Genomic DNA, 14,403 nt, shown 5'->3' on the forward strand with positions numbered 1-14,403 from the left:
CTGAAACAGATGCTATTGGTATCAAGGCTCTTGAGTATAAAGTGCGTTAATTGTTTAACGATGTATGACAGTCATGAAGCCCCTAGCACTCTAGAGAGCACTAGGGGCTAGTCCGTTAAAGGGCCTTCACTAACTCGCCATAATCTCCGTCCACGCGCAAGACAATGGTCACATCGTTGTCATTGCGGTTACGGAAGAACCAGCCATGATTGCCAGTGAAAGCGGCTTCTAGCTCCCCCTCATCCTCGGGTACGCCACGTCCTTTCTCGTAGCTGATGGAATTTCCATTGCCATCACCGTGCGTATCAAAGTTGACAGGGCCACCTTCTGATGCCCAAGCAAAGGTAGCAACCGCCCCTTCTTGCATGGTGAGTTTGTACTCCGTGCCTTGCCCTGGCGTCAGGGTAAAGCTCACCTCATCACGCCATGGGGACGCTTCTTCCGCTTGTGTCGCCTGGGAAGCGGCTTCCTCGGAAGCCAATGCCTCCGCTAGCGCGACGCTGGCGTCGGTCATCATCCTTTCAGATTCAGCGGGCGAAGGTGCGACTGGATCACTCGCTGGGGCTGAATTGGCTGTTTGGGGAGCCATCTCTGCCTGTGACGTGGCGGTCTGAGAACCAGCATCGCTTGCCGTCGCAGGCTGGCTATCGCTACTCGCCTCTTGAGATGCCGAGGGTTGAGACGCCTGTTGGGCCATGGCTTGATCGTTGGCCTGGTCAAGCTCGGCTTCCTCAGCCAACTGGGTCTTGATTTCCCCCATCTCAGTCAGCCCCAACAAGCGCCCAGCACCGGTGGGGTCAATGGCATACTCGGCAGGCAGCACGACGGTGATCAGCAAAGCGACGGCAATAACGGCGGCCATCAGCGTAGAGCGAAGTAACTTACCCGTTGACGGTAGTTCGGCACGGGTTGGAAGGTCAGTGTTATACATTAGGGACTCCCTCAATTAGGCAATGAAATAGCCGGTCAGTTGATAACCCACCAGCATAAAACCAGCACACATCATGGCGACGTTGGCGGTATACGCGTGGCGTAAGAAGCCGGTCGTGCGTCGCCAGAAGCCCATCACAATGAGAATGGCGCTCAATGCCAGTAGCTGGCCGATCTCTACGCCTACGTTGAATGCCAGGAGGTTAGGGACGAGACCATCAGGCGAGATATCGTATTCAATGATCTTGCTCGACAGGCCAAAGCCGTGAAACAGACCGAACACCAAGGTGGCGACCTTGGTGTTGGGCTGAAAGCCGAACCAGCGCTGATACGCCCCGATGTTATCGAGCGCCTTGTAGACAACGGAGAGTCCGATGATGGCGTCAATTAGGTAGCTATTGATGCCGATATTGAAGTACACCCCTAACAGCATCGTCGTCGAGTGACCGATGGCAAAGAGGCTGACGTAAATGGCGATATGCTGCATTCGGTAGAGGAAAAAGATGACCCCTAGCAAAAACAGGATGTGGTCATACCCCGTTACCATGTGCTTGGCACCGAGATACATAAACGAGATCAAATGAACACCATAGATCTCTTGGATATAGCCCTTGTCACCCTCAGCCACCGCGTGAGCAAGCGCTTCGCCACTGGCTCCCAGTAGCATTAACAGCAGGGTTAGAAAGGCTAAGGCGTGGCGTCGGGCCATCATAGGCAAGCCGAGCGCACCCCTTACTTGGGATGGAAACATGTAACCTCCACGGGTCTGACATTAGTATTGGCCACCCGAAGGATGGCCCCAGTTATCAAGCGACAACTGGCCGTGGTGGTCGCTCCAATCGGTAGGCGCGACGCAGGGGTAAACCGCGCCGTTCGCCTAGCCGCAGGGCATGACGGACGTTCGGAGCGATGACAAGGCCCGCCCCCAAGCGATCCGCTTGTTCGTGGAAGTGACTGCCGCTCTCATGAGAGAGATGTCGACCGTCATCGTGCTTATGCCCATGGGCATGCCCATGGCCCTTCTGCACACTCTCTTGGTGAGATGACTCAACGCCAATCATGCTCATTGCGCCATGCGCACTCGCTTCGCCCACACTGGAAAGCACCAGGCTAGGCAAAAACAGCAGCAGTAGGCTCAGATAGCCAAGGCGGTGGCGCAGCCGATGGAGCATTTAAATCAACCAGGACAAAAATTGACGATAAAAAAGGTAAATAACAGTTTACTTACGCGGTAGCGCCGCATAGCGGCAATAGATTACCATCCCCTCCAGGGGGATAGGAATAGAATAAGGGAAAGAAAATGACAATACATACTCACCAGTCACATCCTGACATCATCAAGCGCTTGAACCGGGCTCGGGGGCACCTTTCGAGCGTGACGCAGATGATAGAGGATGGTCGCCACTGTCTGGACATTGCCCAGCAGCTCCATGCGGTTGAGAAGGCTATTCAACAGGCCAAACGTGCCTTGGTTTTAGATCATATCGATCACTGCCTAGAGGATGCCTTGGGCTCTCAGGATCAAACGCAGCGGGAGCGGGCTGAAGAGTTCAAGGCCATTGCCCGCTACCTGTAAATGCATCTAAGCTCCCCTCACGTGAGGAACGCTCTATGCTCGATGTACTCGCCCATCGCGTCTATCGCCATCTCTTTTTTGCTCAGGTCATTGCACTGATTGGTACCGGTCTGACCACGGTTGCTCTGGCATTACTGGCTCATCACCTTGCTGAGGGTCAGGCGGGGGTCGTGCTCGGCACCGCGCTGGCGATCAAGATGGTCGCTTACGTGGGCATTGCCCCACTGGTCGGCGCCTATGCCTCACGCCTGCCTCGGCGCACCTTGTTGGTTAGCCTGGACGTGCTGCGTGCGGCCGTGGTCTGCACGCTGCCGTTTGTTACCGAGGTGTGGCAGATCTATGTGCTGATCTTTCTGCTCAATGCTTGTTCAGCAGGCTTTACACCCGTTTTCCAGGCGACGATCCCTGACATTCTCGAAGACGAAGAGCAATACACGCGAGCATTATCCCTGTCGCGCCTCGCCTATGACTTAGAAAACCTTCTTAGCCCGATGGCGGCGGCGGCATTGCTGATGGTGATGGGTTTTGATGTCCTGTTCGTACTCAACGCATTGGCCTTCTTTATTTCTGCCGCCCTGGTGATATCGGTGACCCTGCCTGCGCCTCTTGCCCTAGAGGATGTTCCCGGCGTTTGGCGTCGCGTTACCCATGGCACGCGAATTTACCTAAAGACGCCCCGGCTGCGCGGGCTGCTGGCGTTGAGCCTGGCGGTATCAGCCGCCGGGGCCATGCAGATCGTCAACACGGTAGTGCTCGTGCGCTCGGTGTTGGGTTTGGGCGAGAAAGAGGTAGCCCTGGCCTTTGCCACCGCAGGCGGGGGCTCCATGCTAGTGGCCTTACTGTTGCCCAAGGTGCTGGATCGGGTGTCCGAACGGCCGGTCATGCTGCTGGGTGGCGTTATGATGGCTCTCAGCCTCTACCTGGGCTGGCTAGGCCCATCGTTTGCGGGGCTTGTCGGGCTATGGTTACTGCTGGGCGCAGGGGCCTCATTGGTCATGACCCCCACCGGGCGCCTGCTCAAGCGCTCATGCCAGCCCGAGGATCGTCCAGCGCTGTTTGCTGCCCAGTTTTCGTTGTCACACAGCTGTTGGCTGGTCACCTATCCGCTGGCAGGCTGGCTGGGGGTGAACCTTGGGCTGAAGGGGACGTTTGCTTTGCTGGGAACGGTGGCCCTGGCGGCAACGGCGCTCACAGCTCTTATCTGGCATAGACGTGACCCGATGATTGTTGAGCACGAGCACATCCCCATAAGCCATACCCACCGGCACTACCACGATGAACATCATCAGCACGAGCATGAAGGGTGGGAGGGGCCGGAACCTCATCGCCATTTCCACCATCATTCCCCAGGCTCGCATCGACATGTATTTGTCATTGATAACCACCATACGCGATGGCCATCATGATCTGATAAAGCTGGCGGAGGGATATTGCCCTCAAGTGGGCTCTAGCAAGCTTGACAGTGTGAGGTAATTAGAAGCTAACCAGGGAGGCTAGAACGCCGAGTAACGCACAGCCAAACAGCACCTTGAGCATGCCAACCTTGAAATGAAAAATCGCGATCATGGCGCCTGCCGCCAGTAACAACGCCAGTAAATCGAGGGACGCTAAGTTCGGCGCTAAAAGTCGCGCTCCCATCACGTGCCTTTCGCCTACGTCAGCGAAGATAACGTGAAGTCCAAACCAAATGGCTAAGTTGAGGATAACCCCGACGACCGCAGCGGTAATGGCGGACAGCGCCGCGCTGAGGGCGCGGTTGTCACGTAAACGCTCCACATAGGGAGCCCCTAAAAATATCCAAAGAAAACAAGGTACGAACGTTACCCACGTGGTCAGCAATGCGGCGAGCGTTGCGGCCAACATAGGATCAAGGCCTGTGGCCTCACGATAAGCGCCCATAAACCCAACAAACTGCACGACTTGAATTAACGGGCCCGGTGTCGTCTCCGCCATGCCCAGGCCATCCAGCATCTCGCCCGGTGCCAACCATCCATAATTTTGCACCGCCTCTTGAGTGACGTAACCCAGCACCGCATAGGCACCGCCAAAGGTCACCACCGCCATCTTACTGAAGAAGAAAGCAATCTGACTGAACACATTCTCGCTGCCGAATAGGGCCAATAGCAGCACTACCGGTGTTAGCCACAATAGGAGTAACGTGCCTGACATACGTAGCGACCACTGGCGATTGGGGCGTGCATGGGCAGGCAGCCCTTCGCCCAGTAGGGAGTCTCGGTCGCTAAGCACTGACTCGTCGGCATTTCCATGGCCACCTCCTACCTGAAAGGCCGTCATGCCACGTTTCCCTCCCCAATACCCCAGAAGGGCCGCGCCTAGAATAATCAGCGGAAACGCTACCTCAAAAAAGAAGATGGCGACAAACGCGGCAGCGGCGATGCCAAGCATTATCTGATTTTTCAGTGCCCTTTTACCTATACGGACGACAGCGTTAAGCACCACGGCTAGAACCGCCGCTTTTAGGCCAAAGAAGAGCCCTTCAACGGCTCCCACATTGCCCAAGGCGGCATACAGGTAGCTCAGGGCCAGAATGGCGATGAAACCAGGTAGCACAAAGAGGCTGCCCGCGACCAAGCCACCTTTGGTACGATGCATCAGCCAACCGATATAGATAGCCAACTGTTGCGCTTCTGGCCCCGGCAGCATCATGCAGTAGTTAAGCGCGTGCAGAAAACGGCGCTCGCCAATCCATTTTTTTTCTTCAACGAGTATGCGATGCATCACCGCTATCTGACCGGCGGGGCCGCCGAAGCTTAATAGTGCGATTCGTAACCAGACCCTAACGGCCTCACGGAACGGTACTTGATGGGGCGACTCAATGATGGGCGGCATGGCACACTCTTTAACGATGTCAGGGGTGTTATTTTGTAGAATGTATAACAATAGGGTTATACATACAACGAAAGAGGCGGTATGACAGATAACGTACAGCACTGGTTAATCCTGATCATGCGCCTCAGTGGGCGGGCGGGCACACCCCGTATGAGGGTCTGGCGGGCACTTCGTAGTTTAGGTGCCGTGGTACTCAGAGATGGTGTCTACTTACTGCCTGCTAGCCCCTCGCGAAGGGAAGCGCTGGAGTTACAAGTCGGCGCTATTCGGGAGCTGGGAGGTAACGCGCTGCTGATCGAGATAGAAGAATCTGCCATAGATAGCGTCGATGTGTTGCCTTCGCTCTTTGATCGAACGCCAGATTTTCAAGCCTTACGAGCGGCAGTGGTTGACTGGCAGCAGGCTTGCCCTCAGTTGGAGGAGCGAGAAGCGCAGCGTCAATTGACCCAGTTGCAGCGACGTTTACAAGGCATTGTGGAGATCGATTTTTATCCAGGGTCAGAAAGCAAGCGCGCCGTTATGGCCTTGGCAGATGCGGAGACCGTCTTTAATCGTTGCTTTGTGCCAGACGAGCCCCAGCCGATCCAAGCCGAGATCCCACGGCTTGATCACTCTGCATTTCGCGGGAGATGGTGGGCCACGCGCCGTCGCCCTTGGGTGGATAGGCTGGCATCGGCTTGGTTGATCAAGCGCTTTATTGATCCCGAGGCTCGCTTCGTGTGGCTTGAGCATCCGAGCCAGTGTCCGACAGACGCGCTGGGGTTTGATTTTGATGGAGCTCATTTCACCCATGTTGATGACAAGGTCACGTTTGAAGTGCTGCTCGCGAGTTTTAGCCTTGAGACACAGGCAGGCTTGAGCAGGATTGCGGAGCTAGTCCACTACTTGGATGTGGGGGGCACCCCTGTGCCGGAGGCCGTAGGGTTAAAACTCATGCTGGCCGGGGCTAAAGAGCGTTGTGACGACGATGATGCCCTACTACAACATACAGATATGTTGTTTGATGACCTTTACCAGGCGTATTTGGCGGGAGACCCAAACGGGGAGTGAGCAATGCGCTAATAGTGAAAAGGCCGGGTTTACCCCAGCCTTTTGCTAGCGACCCTCGTGGCTCGAAATAAGGGTTCAGTCGGCCCGCGGACGTTCTAAATATTTCCAGCAATGGCACGAGGAGAAAGAAAGGTAGTTTAGGTTGCTAGCGTATTTCGCATTCCTTGAACGGCATAATTAGCCGCCAAGCAGCATGTGTCATGTATTCAGATGGAGTACGACAGGTGCCAGCTCCTTTCTAACCAGGCTATCAGAAGCCGAGGAATTTCGAGTTTGCGGCTGCGGCGTGAAAATGTGCTTGCACTGTTTTGACAAGAAAATTGACAGGCGACGATGTCTGGAGCAGTGATTCGTCAAACTAAAGCTGGCATTAAATACTGTCACGCCAATTAGTGCGGAAGTCCAGTGAGCGTAATAGCGCATAAACGGTACAACAACGGACTCCCATATCATCGCACACATCCGGAACTTTACGGTTCTTGCGACGTGCCGAGGGTTTAGGAATCTCATTGGATACCACAATCCTGTTGACTGGATCCCGAAGACCGTAAGCGATTAAAAATGGATCCTTCCCAACCTTCTCAAGTTCTATCTCATCGAGGTCTGATCCATATCCTTCGTCTAGCACTCTGTTCAATAGGTCCACATCAAATTCTTCTTGTAAAACAAGGAGGTCGCGTATCTCTCGGCTTTTAGCCAAGTTTGCATGCTGTGCCTTTGTGCCGCCTTTTATCTCATCAATTGTCTCAAGCGGCATACAGATAGAACCATCGCCAGCATGAAACTCAAGCCAGCGCCAAAATTCTGGCACTCTCTCCATATGGTAGTAATAATCGTGGGCGTGAATGATGATATTAGCGTCGAGAAGAAACAGCTTTTTTTGTTTGTCAGGCATTAAAATCCTACCATTTCAGCGACATTACCTGGGTTAACTCCCAGAACACGACCCGCCTTGGTTTCAGTTAGAACGCCATCCTGTAGCGAACGACGAACAAGGCTGATAAGAGCGCCTCCTGCACGATGGCGCTGCGTATTGTAGAAATTTCCACTTGAGCCAGACTCGCTTTCCTTTGATTTGGCCTTACTGTTCAGCCACAACTCACGAAGCTCAGTGCTAGCCCTTTCCCATTGAGCTTGGTTGAGCAGATTGCTACGAAACAGCCGGTACGCTACCAGTGAAGCGCTAACATTGAGGTCTCCTGCCTCCCGCTGCAGCGCTATGACGAAGGTCTCTTCCGACTGCATGGCAGCTTCATAGACCTCGCTCACCTCATCTGCTGAAATCAGGATGTGGCTCGCGACATCGTTGCAGTAACGCTCAATTTTGTGTTCGTGCGTCTGGGCGCTGATGCCAGTTTTCCCCAGCCACAGGTGTACCACTTCATGAAGCAGAGTGAAGCACCAGGCTGATTTCGAGTCGTTCTGATTGATTACTACAAAGGGTGCAATAGGATCAGAGAGAGCGAAGCCGCGAAAGGCCTCGGTATTGATTGAAGAATGATTACTGCCCAAGTCTCCAATGAGCAACACATAAATCCCTTTGATCTCGATTTTTTCTCGGAGATATTTGAATGCCTCGTGGGCACCTTTCCTTCTTCGATATGCGGCAATATCGATTTCAAAATAGTCCCTTATTGTACGGCAGGCACTATCTACGGCTGAAGTGACTTGCCCTTTACCCACAAAATCGACAATCACGTCCTCCTCTTTGTCAATAAGAGCATCTTTAACTAGTGATTGGCGAAGGTAGATGTCACGAACAAGAGCGCTTACGCTACCTTGATGCTCATCCCGCTTCGCCTCAGGAAGACGACGGAAGTCTTCGCCCAACGAGGCACTACGCGGCGGAGTAGGCAGAAAAAAAGTTATGAAAGGCCTATGGTAATGCTTAACCATTTTCATCAATTGGGGCTGAGTGGGTGAACGGTCACCCGCTTCATACGCTGCCAACATTTCTGAGCCGGTCACTCTCTTTCCGCCAAGGGCTAGTTTGCTAGCCGCCTCCTCGAGGCTTAGGCCAGCAGTTTCTCGAGCCCACTTGAGAATTTCTGGATTTGCTTTGGCCATGTCTAGTCCTAACCCCACCGGTATTTTGGGTGCCGGTACGTACATAGTGAATGAATCAGCTTAGCTCTTTAGAATAGAGGATATAAAGAGGAGGACAGCGTGTTTTCCCGCATAATTCGTTATTTTGGCAATTCGGACGCGTCAGCATCTAGTTGGAATTGCCATCATCCAGCATTAGCACTACGGTTGCCAAGGAACAGAGCGAGAAACCTGAATATTTTGGCGATCATGATTTAGTAACTGGCCGGTTGCTTGCTAGCTTATGCCCATGCAGTTTGGGTAGTAGGGCAATGGTTATTTCCTTCTTGTTAAATTAAGTATTTGTTTTTATTTGTTTTTATTTTTTCTATCTATATTCAAATCCAGGATATTGAGTAGTACCTATGCTAGTCCAGCAAAATCTATATATTTAAATAGCAGGTGGTCACTACTTGGCCACCTGTCTCTTTAAGGAAGACTGAAGCTAGTACTGGCTATATTTGATGCCGAAGACATCGATTTCATGAACGCAATGACGCTGGCTCACTTCTCATCCTTATTTCTTTGATGATGACCGAAATGGCGATGCATGAGGAAATGCATGCCAAGACAGAGTGTCAGGGGAAGCAACAGCCAGGCCCCAGTGCCCAGTGACTGGCCGCGCCACATTAGAAAGAACATGGCCACGCCCATAATTACTAAGCAAGCAGTCATCATCCAGTGGTGAATGCGGTTCATTTGGCGTCTCCTTGTGGGTTGTTTGTGGCGAAGCGCCGCTTGAGTAGCAGCGAGTTGCCAATGACGGAGAGAGAGCTTGCGGTCATGGCGATGACGCCGATCATCGGGTGCAGCAGACCAATCGCGGCGATGGGAATGGCTGCCACGTTATAAGCGCTGGCCCAGATCAGGTTTTGGACGATTTTGCCGAAGGTGGCGCGAGATAGGTGCATGGCATCCACCACGGCGGTCAGTTCGCCGCGCACCAGGGTCACATCGGCGGCCTCAATGGCCACATCTGCCCCCGCGCCGATGGCTATGCCAACGTTGGCTTGCTTCAACGCCGCGGCATCATTGATGCCATCGCCGACCATGGCCACGTGGTTGCCATGTTTCTCCTGAAGTTTACGGATGGCATCGACCTTACCTTCCGGCAACACCCCGGCCTGAACCTCGTCGATGCCCACCTCGTCTGCTACGGCACGGGCGGCGCGCTCGTTGTCGCCGGTGATCATCACCACGTGCAGGCCCAGGTCATGCATGCCGCGGATGGCCTCTACGGATTTTTCCTTGAGGGTATCGGCCACTGCCACCAGGCCCAGGGCCTGACCGTCGGCGGCGACGATCACAACGGTGCGCCCCTTGCCCTCGAGCTCTGCCATGGCGTCATCAAGAGCCTCAAGGCCTGTCACGCCTTCCTCTTCCAGCAGTCGACGATTGCCGATCAGCACGGTTTCATCGCCCACCTTGCCCGAGACGCCCCGCGCTCCGGTGGAGCGAAAATCGCTGACCTCACCGGGCTTCACATCGCGTTCCTTGGCACCATCCACGATGGCCCGGGCGATGGGGTGCTCCGAGGCGTTCTCCACGCTCGCGGCGAGGGTCAGCAGGCGCGTTTCCTCGACTCCTTCGGCGGTGACGGCATCGGTGAGCTTCGGCTCGCCGCGGGTAATGGTGCCGGTCTTGTCGAGCACCATCACTTTGACGTCCTTGAAGGTCTGGATCGCTTCGCCGGAGCGGATCAGGATGCCGCGCTCGGCACCGATACCGGAGCCCACCATCAGCGCGGTGGGGGTGGCTAGGCCGAGGGCGCAGGGACAGGCGATGACAAGCACGGCGACGGCGGCAATCAGGGCTAGCGTTGGTGTGCTGGCATCTGGATTCACCCAAGGCAGGAAGGTCGCGCCCCAGTCCAGAATCGGCCGCAGGACGTCTGGAAACAGCGCCCATGCAATCAGGCTAGCCAGTGAAATAGCCAGTACCGCTGGCACGAAGCGGCCGGTCATACGGTCGGCGAATTCTTGGATTGGCACCCGTGAGCCCTGAGCCTGGTCGATCAGACGCACCACTTGGGAGAGAAAAGTATCGGCGCCGACGCGGGTCGCCTTGACCCGCAATCGGCCCTCCTTGTTGATGGTGGCGCCGATCACGCTGTCGCCGGTGCTCTTGTAGACCGGTATCGACTCGCCGGTAGCGAGGGACTCGTCGAGATGGCTCTCACCCTCGACCACTTCGCCGTCGGTGGGGATTTTATCGCCGGGGCGCACGATCATGATGTCACCGGGCGTGAGCTCTTTCACCGGCACTTCAATTTCCTCGCCGTCGCGCTCCACCCGCGCTGTCTTGGCGCCCAGCGTCATCAGGCGACGAATAGCCTGGGAGGCGCGCCCTTTGGCTAGTGCCTCCAAATAACGGCCCAGCAAGTGGAAGGTCATGATGGTGGCAGCCATCTCAATGAACGAGGTCATGGTGTAGAAAAAGCCGACCAGGCCAATCAGGTAGGGCGGCAGGCTGCCCATGGAGATCAGCACATCCATATTAAAGGTTCCGTTTTTCAACGAGCGCCAGGTCGACTTGTGGGTGGCTGCCCCGCCATAGAGGAATACCACCGGGAAGGCTAGCAGTGCCACGATGGCCAGATAGCCGGGAATTGGCTGCCAGAACATGTGCGGAATCATTAGCAGCATGATCAGGGTGGTGGGTATCGCGGCGATGATCAGTCGCCTGCGAGCCTGACTTAGATAGGCCTCCTCGATCTCGGAGTCGCTCTCGGCGTCCTCCTGATCACTCTGCACGGCAGCCACGTCATAGCCTGCTCCTTCGACGGCTTTCTTCAAGGTGTCGCCGTCGGGCCCGCTTGCCTTGATGGTCACACTGACATGGTGATTGGCAATATTGGTCTGAATCACGCCCACGCCATCAAGGCGTTCGAGCGTTTTGCGCACAATGCCGGCGCAGTGGTCGCTGCCCATGCCGGGCACCGTCAGGGTGATTGTGTTCGGGGTCGAATCGGACATCGTGTACCTCCTGCTGGCGTTGATGAGAGAACGGCCAGGGTTGGCCGTCCGTCCTAATGCCTACGCAGTGACATCTCGGTCAGTGGTGGGCGTCATGGTCGTCAGGATCGACGCCGCCCTCGGGTGTGGCCTGCTCAAGCTGTTGGCGCTGCTCGTCGCTCATCAGGTCATGCATGGCATTTCGCATGCGCACCATCTCGGCCATCATCTCACCGTGCAACTCGGCCATCTGTCCGTGTAGCGCCTGAACCTCATCAGGGTCTGGGCGATCGCCGTGCATCTCCGCCATCAGGTCGTCGCGTAGGTTCATCATCCGCCCCATGCGTTCGAACTGGGCAGGTCGGTGCTCCTGCATCAGCTCACGCATCTCGCTGCGTTGATCATCATCGAGCATCAACATCATGTCCATGCCGGCGCCGCCCATCATCGGGCAGGGCATCATGCCGCCGCCCATCATGCCGGAACCCATGCCGCCCTCCATCATGGAGCGTCCCTGGCCCGCTTGGTCACCCATCATTCCCTGGGCGAAAGCAATGCCGGTACCACTGGCTGCGAGGGCCAGGGTGAGTCCGAAGGCGAGAGTGTGCTTGCGAATATCCATGGTCGTTCTCCTTAGCGACAGGCCTATATCAGCGACAGGCCTATATCAGCGACAGGCCTATATCAAAGGCCGATGCCTGAAGTATTGAGGCTATGTGTAGCACCTAGGTCAATTCTCAATATGGCATTCAGGCATGCCTAAGGCATCTCAGGGCGTGAAAGTAGGCAGTTTGTTGACCTGTATCAATTTTGGTAATTCGGCAACCTGCCTGCTGCACTTGGGTTGCGTGTGTCTGTGAAGCCATGAAATACTCTTAATATCCTCCACTCGATAGTGATTACTTCTTTGTCATGAATTGCTCCACTTTTAAATGGCTGCTTTGTTTGCTGATAAGCCTTGCCTTGGCGCAGCCATTGATAGTCGTGGCGATGGATCATCATGAAGATGAACCTTGTCTGTTCACTGACATTGATCTAGCCAGTGGAGCGATCGAAGTTGTTGGGTCGGTCAGCATTGGCGACCACGATGCCTCCCATATGGCAGAGTGCTGTATGCCCTGTGCTCAGTGTGCGGTAAATCTCGCGTTGCTTATCGAAGACGCAACCTCCGCCACGTCGACCTTGCCTCGTTATCTGGTCAACTGGTCGCCAGCTCCGCGCGCGCTCTTTGATCGCCCTCCTCGCGTTTAAACCTTCATCGCTGAACGTTCAGCTCGCCTATGGCGGGCCAAGATGATGATTTTAATCACGAGGAATAGCCATGAAACGTCGCGAATTTCTTCGCTACACCACCCTGGGTGGTATTGCCCTATCTGGGTCTGGCCTATTGGTTCACGCTTTGGCCGGACGGCATACACAGGCGTCACCAACAGCTCTGCTAGATAACGCTAGCATCCCTGCAGGACAACCCCTTCAACCATTGCCTCGGATTGCAAACTTGAGTGATCAGGTTGGGCGCTTTCAAAGTGTGTTAACCCCCGCTGCCCATGCGCTGCCAGTGAGCGATGGGCTGGAGGCAAAGTTGTGGCTATACAACGGTAAAGTGTTGCCATTGATTGAGGTGCGCGAGGGGGATGAGTTAGACATTACGCTGATAAATGAGCTTGAGCAGGAAACGACGCTGCACTGGCATGGGGTACCGGTGCCCCAGTCGCAAGATGGGGCACCCTGGGAAGCCGTATTACCAGGAGAGTCACGACATTATCGTTATGTTTTTCATAGGGGGAGTGCAGGGTTACACTGGTTTCACCCCCACCCACATGAAGGTACTGCGCGTCAGGTAGCTCATGGTTTAGCGGGTGCATTGTTGGTCAGGCCCCGATTAGGCGTGTTGCCCGCGGAGGTGGAAGAGCATTTGCTAGTGGTCAGCGACCTGCGCCTGAATATGAATGGCGAAGTGGCGCCCCATACCAGCGAAGATTGGATGAATGGACGCGAGGGGGAGCTTCTGTTGGTCAACGGCCAACGCGAGCCACGTCTTGATGTGGCGCCGGGCACTACTCTGCGGCTGCGGCTGGTCAACGCCTGTGCTGGCCGGTACTTGCGTTTACGCTTGGAAGATCACGAGTTGACCCTGATCGGTACCGATGGCGGGCTGATCGAGCGACCACAACCACTCGAAGAGTTGCTGCTCACCCCGGGTGAGCGGGTCGATCTGCTAGTACGCATCAGCGAGAAATCTGAAAGGAGTTTTGAGCTGGCGAGTCATCCCTATACACGTGGTTGGATGGGGGCTAAGCCGGCACATCTGGACGAGATTGCTTCGCTATTATCGATTCATACCCTAAATACTGGCGTATACCCCGCCGTCGCGTTACCTGACCCCTTGTCCCATATCGAACCCCTAGGCGAACCAGTGGTGAGACGTCAAGTGGAACTGACCGAGGTGATGCCAGACCATGACAATCACGGTGCGGTGAATGGCGATCCGCATGCCGGCCACGGCGGCAGTGACAGCCATCACGGAACCCATGGGCCGGGGCATGGGGCGAGTCACGCTAGCGACGATGATAGAGCGGTTCGACCCAAGGTGGATTTTCTGATCAACGGCCGTGCCTTTGCCATGAACGACGTCCTGTTTGAGGGGCAGGTTGGCGAGGTAGAGGAGTGGGAAGTCTTCAATAACTCCCATATGGATCACCCCTTCCATGTGCATGGCACCCACTTTCAGGTGATCGCTACCCGCGATGCTGACAGGGAATGGCGAGACGCGCCCTGGCTGGCCTGGAAGGACACCGTCAACCTGGCTCCTTATCAGCGTCTCAGGCTGCGCATGGTGTTCCTCAAGCCCGGCGATTGGCTGTTCCACTGCCACATCATCGAACACGAAGAGCTAGGCATGATGGCAACGATCCGTATCAGCTAAACGTGCCTTGTTTTGCTCTAGCCCACCTGACG

General features: G+C 55.3%; 14 protein-coding genes. 4 read left to right on the plus strand and 10 right to left on the minus strand.

Features of this window, described 5'->3' with window-relative positions:
* Nucleotides 1–115: 115 nt before the first annotated feature.
* The 3 genes from RVM27_RS08555 to RVM27_RS08565 are packed head-to-tail and all read right to left on the minus strand — an operon-like array spanning nt 116 to nt 2,102.
* A complete protein-coding gene (locus RVM27_RS08555) occupies nt 116–931 on the minus strand; it encodes a hypothetical protein (RefSeq protein WP_218314073.1) in 816 nt (271 codons plus the stop codon).
* A gap of 15 nt (nt 932–946) precedes the next feature.
* Nucleotides 947–1,681, minus strand: coding sequence for a HupE/UreJ family protein (locus RVM27_RS08560; RefSeq protein ID WP_218314074.1), 735 nt, complete (start codon nt 1,679–1,681; stop codon nt 947–949).
* A 55-nt stretch (nt 1,682–1,736) separates the two neighbouring features.
* Complete coding sequence (locus RVM27_RS08565) at nt 1,737–2,102, minus strand: hypothetical protein (RefSeq protein WP_498939631.1); 366 nt, start codon at nt 2,100–2,102, stop codon at nt 1,737–1,739.
* Nucleotides 2,103–2,230: 128 nt separating this feature from the next.
* On the opposite strand from RVM27_RS08565, the gene RVM27_RS08570 reads away from it, so the two are divergent.
* Nucleotides 2,231–2,506 (plus strand): metal-sensing transcriptional repressor, encoded by a 276-nt coding sequence (locus RVM27_RS08570; protein ID WP_081195078.1) that lies wholly within the window; start codon nt 2,231–2,233, stop codon nt 2,504–2,506.
* A 35-nt stretch (nt 2,507–2,541) separates the two neighbouring features.
* Nucleotides 2,542–3,912: an MFS transporter gene (locus tag RVM27_RS08575; protein ID WP_218314075.1), complete on the plus strand. Its 1,371-nt coding sequence runs from the start codon at nt 2,542–2,544 to the stop codon at nt 3,910–3,912.
* A gap of 67 nt (nt 3,913–3,979) precedes the next feature.
* Here RVM27_RS08575 and chrA read toward each other — a convergent pair whose 3' ends face one another.
* Complete coding sequence (chrA, locus tag RVM27_RS08580; protein ID WP_081195074.1) at nt 3,980–5,356, minus strand: chromate efflux transporter; 1,377 nt, start codon at nt 5,354–5,356, stop codon at nt 3,980–3,982.
* An 81-nt stretch (nt 5,357–5,437) separates the two neighbouring features.
* Here chrA and RVM27_RS08585 point away from each other — a divergent pair, with 81 nt between their 5' ends.
* Nucleotides 5,438–6,406 (plus strand): chromate resistance protein ChrB domain-containing protein, encoded by a 969-nt coding sequence (locus tag RVM27_RS08585; protein ID WP_081195072.1) that lies wholly within the window; start codon nt 5,438–5,440, stop codon nt 6,404–6,406.
* Between the two features lie 370 nt (nt 6,407–6,776).
* Here the strand turns inward: RVM27_RS08585 and RVM27_RS08590 are convergent, their stop codons facing one another.
* From RVM27_RS08590 to RVM27_RS08615, 6 genes are all read right to left on the minus strand, one after another.
* Entirely contained in the window at nt 6,777–7,301 is a 525-nt protein-coding gene (locus tag RVM27_RS08590; protein ID WP_081195070.1) for a DUF4411 family protein, read from the minus strand.
* The gene (locus RVM27_RS08595) at nt 7,301–8,473 is read right to left on the minus strand and encodes an ImmA/IrrE family metallo-endopeptidase (protein WP_170919469.1); all 1,173 of its coding nucleotides are present in this window, start codon (nt 8,471–8,473) and stop codon (nt 7,301–7,303) included. The genes RVM27_RS08590 and RVM27_RS08595 overlap by 1 nt, the downstream gene beginning before the upstream one ends.
* Nucleotides 8,474–8,995: 522 nt before the next feature.
* On the minus strand, nt 8,996–9,190 hold the full coding sequence (locus RVM27_RS08600; RefSeq protein WP_016915536.1) for a DUF2933 domain-containing protein: 195 nt from the start codon (nt 9,188–9,190) through the stop codon (nt 8,996–8,998).
* On the minus strand, nt 9,187–11,466 hold the full coding sequence (locus RVM27_RS08605) for a heavy metal translocating P-type ATPase (RefSeq protein WP_096921765.1): 2,280 nt from the start codon (nt 11,464–11,466) through the stop codon (nt 9,187–9,189). Before RVM27_RS08605 ends, RVM27_RS08600 begins: the two co-directional genes overlap by 4 nt.
* 79 nt (nt 11,467–11,545) lie before the next feature.
* Entirely contained in the window at nt 11,546–12,067 is a 522-nt protein-coding gene (locus RVM27_RS08610; protein WP_498956360.1) for a Spy/CpxP family protein refolding chaperone, read from the minus strand.
* Nucleotides 12,068–12,249: 182 nt separating this feature from the next.
* Nucleotides 12,250–12,447 (minus strand): hypothetical protein, encoded by a 198-nt coding sequence (locus tag RVM27_RS08615; protein WP_144983648.1) that lies wholly within the window; start codon nt 12,445–12,447, stop codon nt 12,250–12,252.
* A 319-nt stretch (nt 12,448–12,766) separates the two neighbouring features.
* Here RVM27_RS08615 and RVM27_RS08620 point away from each other — a divergent pair, with 319 nt between their 5' ends.
* Entirely contained in the window at nt 12,767–14,371 is a 1,605-nt protein-coding gene (locus RVM27_RS08620) for a multicopper oxidase family protein (protein WP_498956361.1), read from the plus strand.
* The last annotated feature ends 32 nt before the right edge of the window (nt 14,372–14,403 follow it).

It is taken from the genome of Halomonas sp. KM007, assembly GCF_050709225.1.
GTDB classification, from domain to species: Bacteria; Pseudomonadota; Gammaproteobacteria; order Pseudomonadales; family Halomonadaceae; genus Vreelandella; species Vreelandella hamiltonii.

Coding starts and splice junctions, on each gene's coding strand:
- RVM27_RS08555 (WP_218314073.1), bottom strand. CDS start 931: ATGTATAACACTGACCTTCCAACCCGTGCCGAACTACCGTCAACGGGT.
- RVM27_RS08560 (WP_218314074.1), bottom strand. CDS start 1,681: ATGTTTCCATCCCAAGTAAGGGGTGCGCTCGGCTTGCCTATGATGGCC.
- RVM27_RS08565 (WP_498939631.1), bottom strand. CDS start 2,102: ATGCTCCATCGGCTGCGCCACCGCCTTGGCTATCTGAGCCTACTGCTG.
- RVM27_RS08570 (WP_081195078.1), top strand. CDS start 2,231: ATGACAATACATACTCACCAGTCACATCCTGACATCATCAAGCGCTTG.
- RVM27_RS08575 (WP_218314075.1), top strand. CDS start 2,542: ATGCTCGATGTACTCGCCCATCGCGTCTATCGCCATCTCTTTTTTGCT.
- chrA (WP_081195074.1), bottom strand. CDS start 5,356: ATGCCGCCCATCATTGAGTCGCCCCATCAAGTACCGTTCCGTGAGGCC.
- RVM27_RS08585 (WP_081195072.1), top strand. CDS start 5,438: ATGACAGATAACGTACAGCACTGGTTAATCCTGATCATGCGCCTCAGT.
- RVM27_RS08590 (WP_081195070.1), bottom strand. CDS start 7,301: ATGCCTGACAAACAAAAAAAGCTGTTTCTTCTCGACGCTAATATCATC.
- RVM27_RS08595 (WP_170919469.1), bottom strand. CDS start 8,473: ATGGCCAAAGCAAATCCAGAAATTCTCAAGTGGGCTCGAGAAACTGCT.
- RVM27_RS08600 (WP_016915536.1), bottom strand. CDS start 9,190: ATGAACCGCATTCACCACTGGATGATGACTGCTTGCTTAGTAATTATG.
- RVM27_RS08605 (WP_096921765.1), bottom strand. CDS start 11,466: ATGTCCGATTCGACCCCGAACACAATCACCCTGACGGTGCCCGGCATG.
- RVM27_RS08610 (WP_498956360.1), bottom strand. CDS start 12,067: ATGGATATTCGCAAGCACACTCTCGCCTTCGGACTCACCCTGGCCCTC.
- RVM27_RS08615 (WP_144983648.1), bottom strand. CDS start 12,447: ATGATGATCCATCGCCACGACTATCAATGGCTGCGCCAAGGCAAGGCT.
- RVM27_RS08620 (WP_498956361.1), top strand. CDS start 12,767: ATGAAACGTCGCGAATTTCTTCGCTACACCACCCTGGGTGGTATTGCC.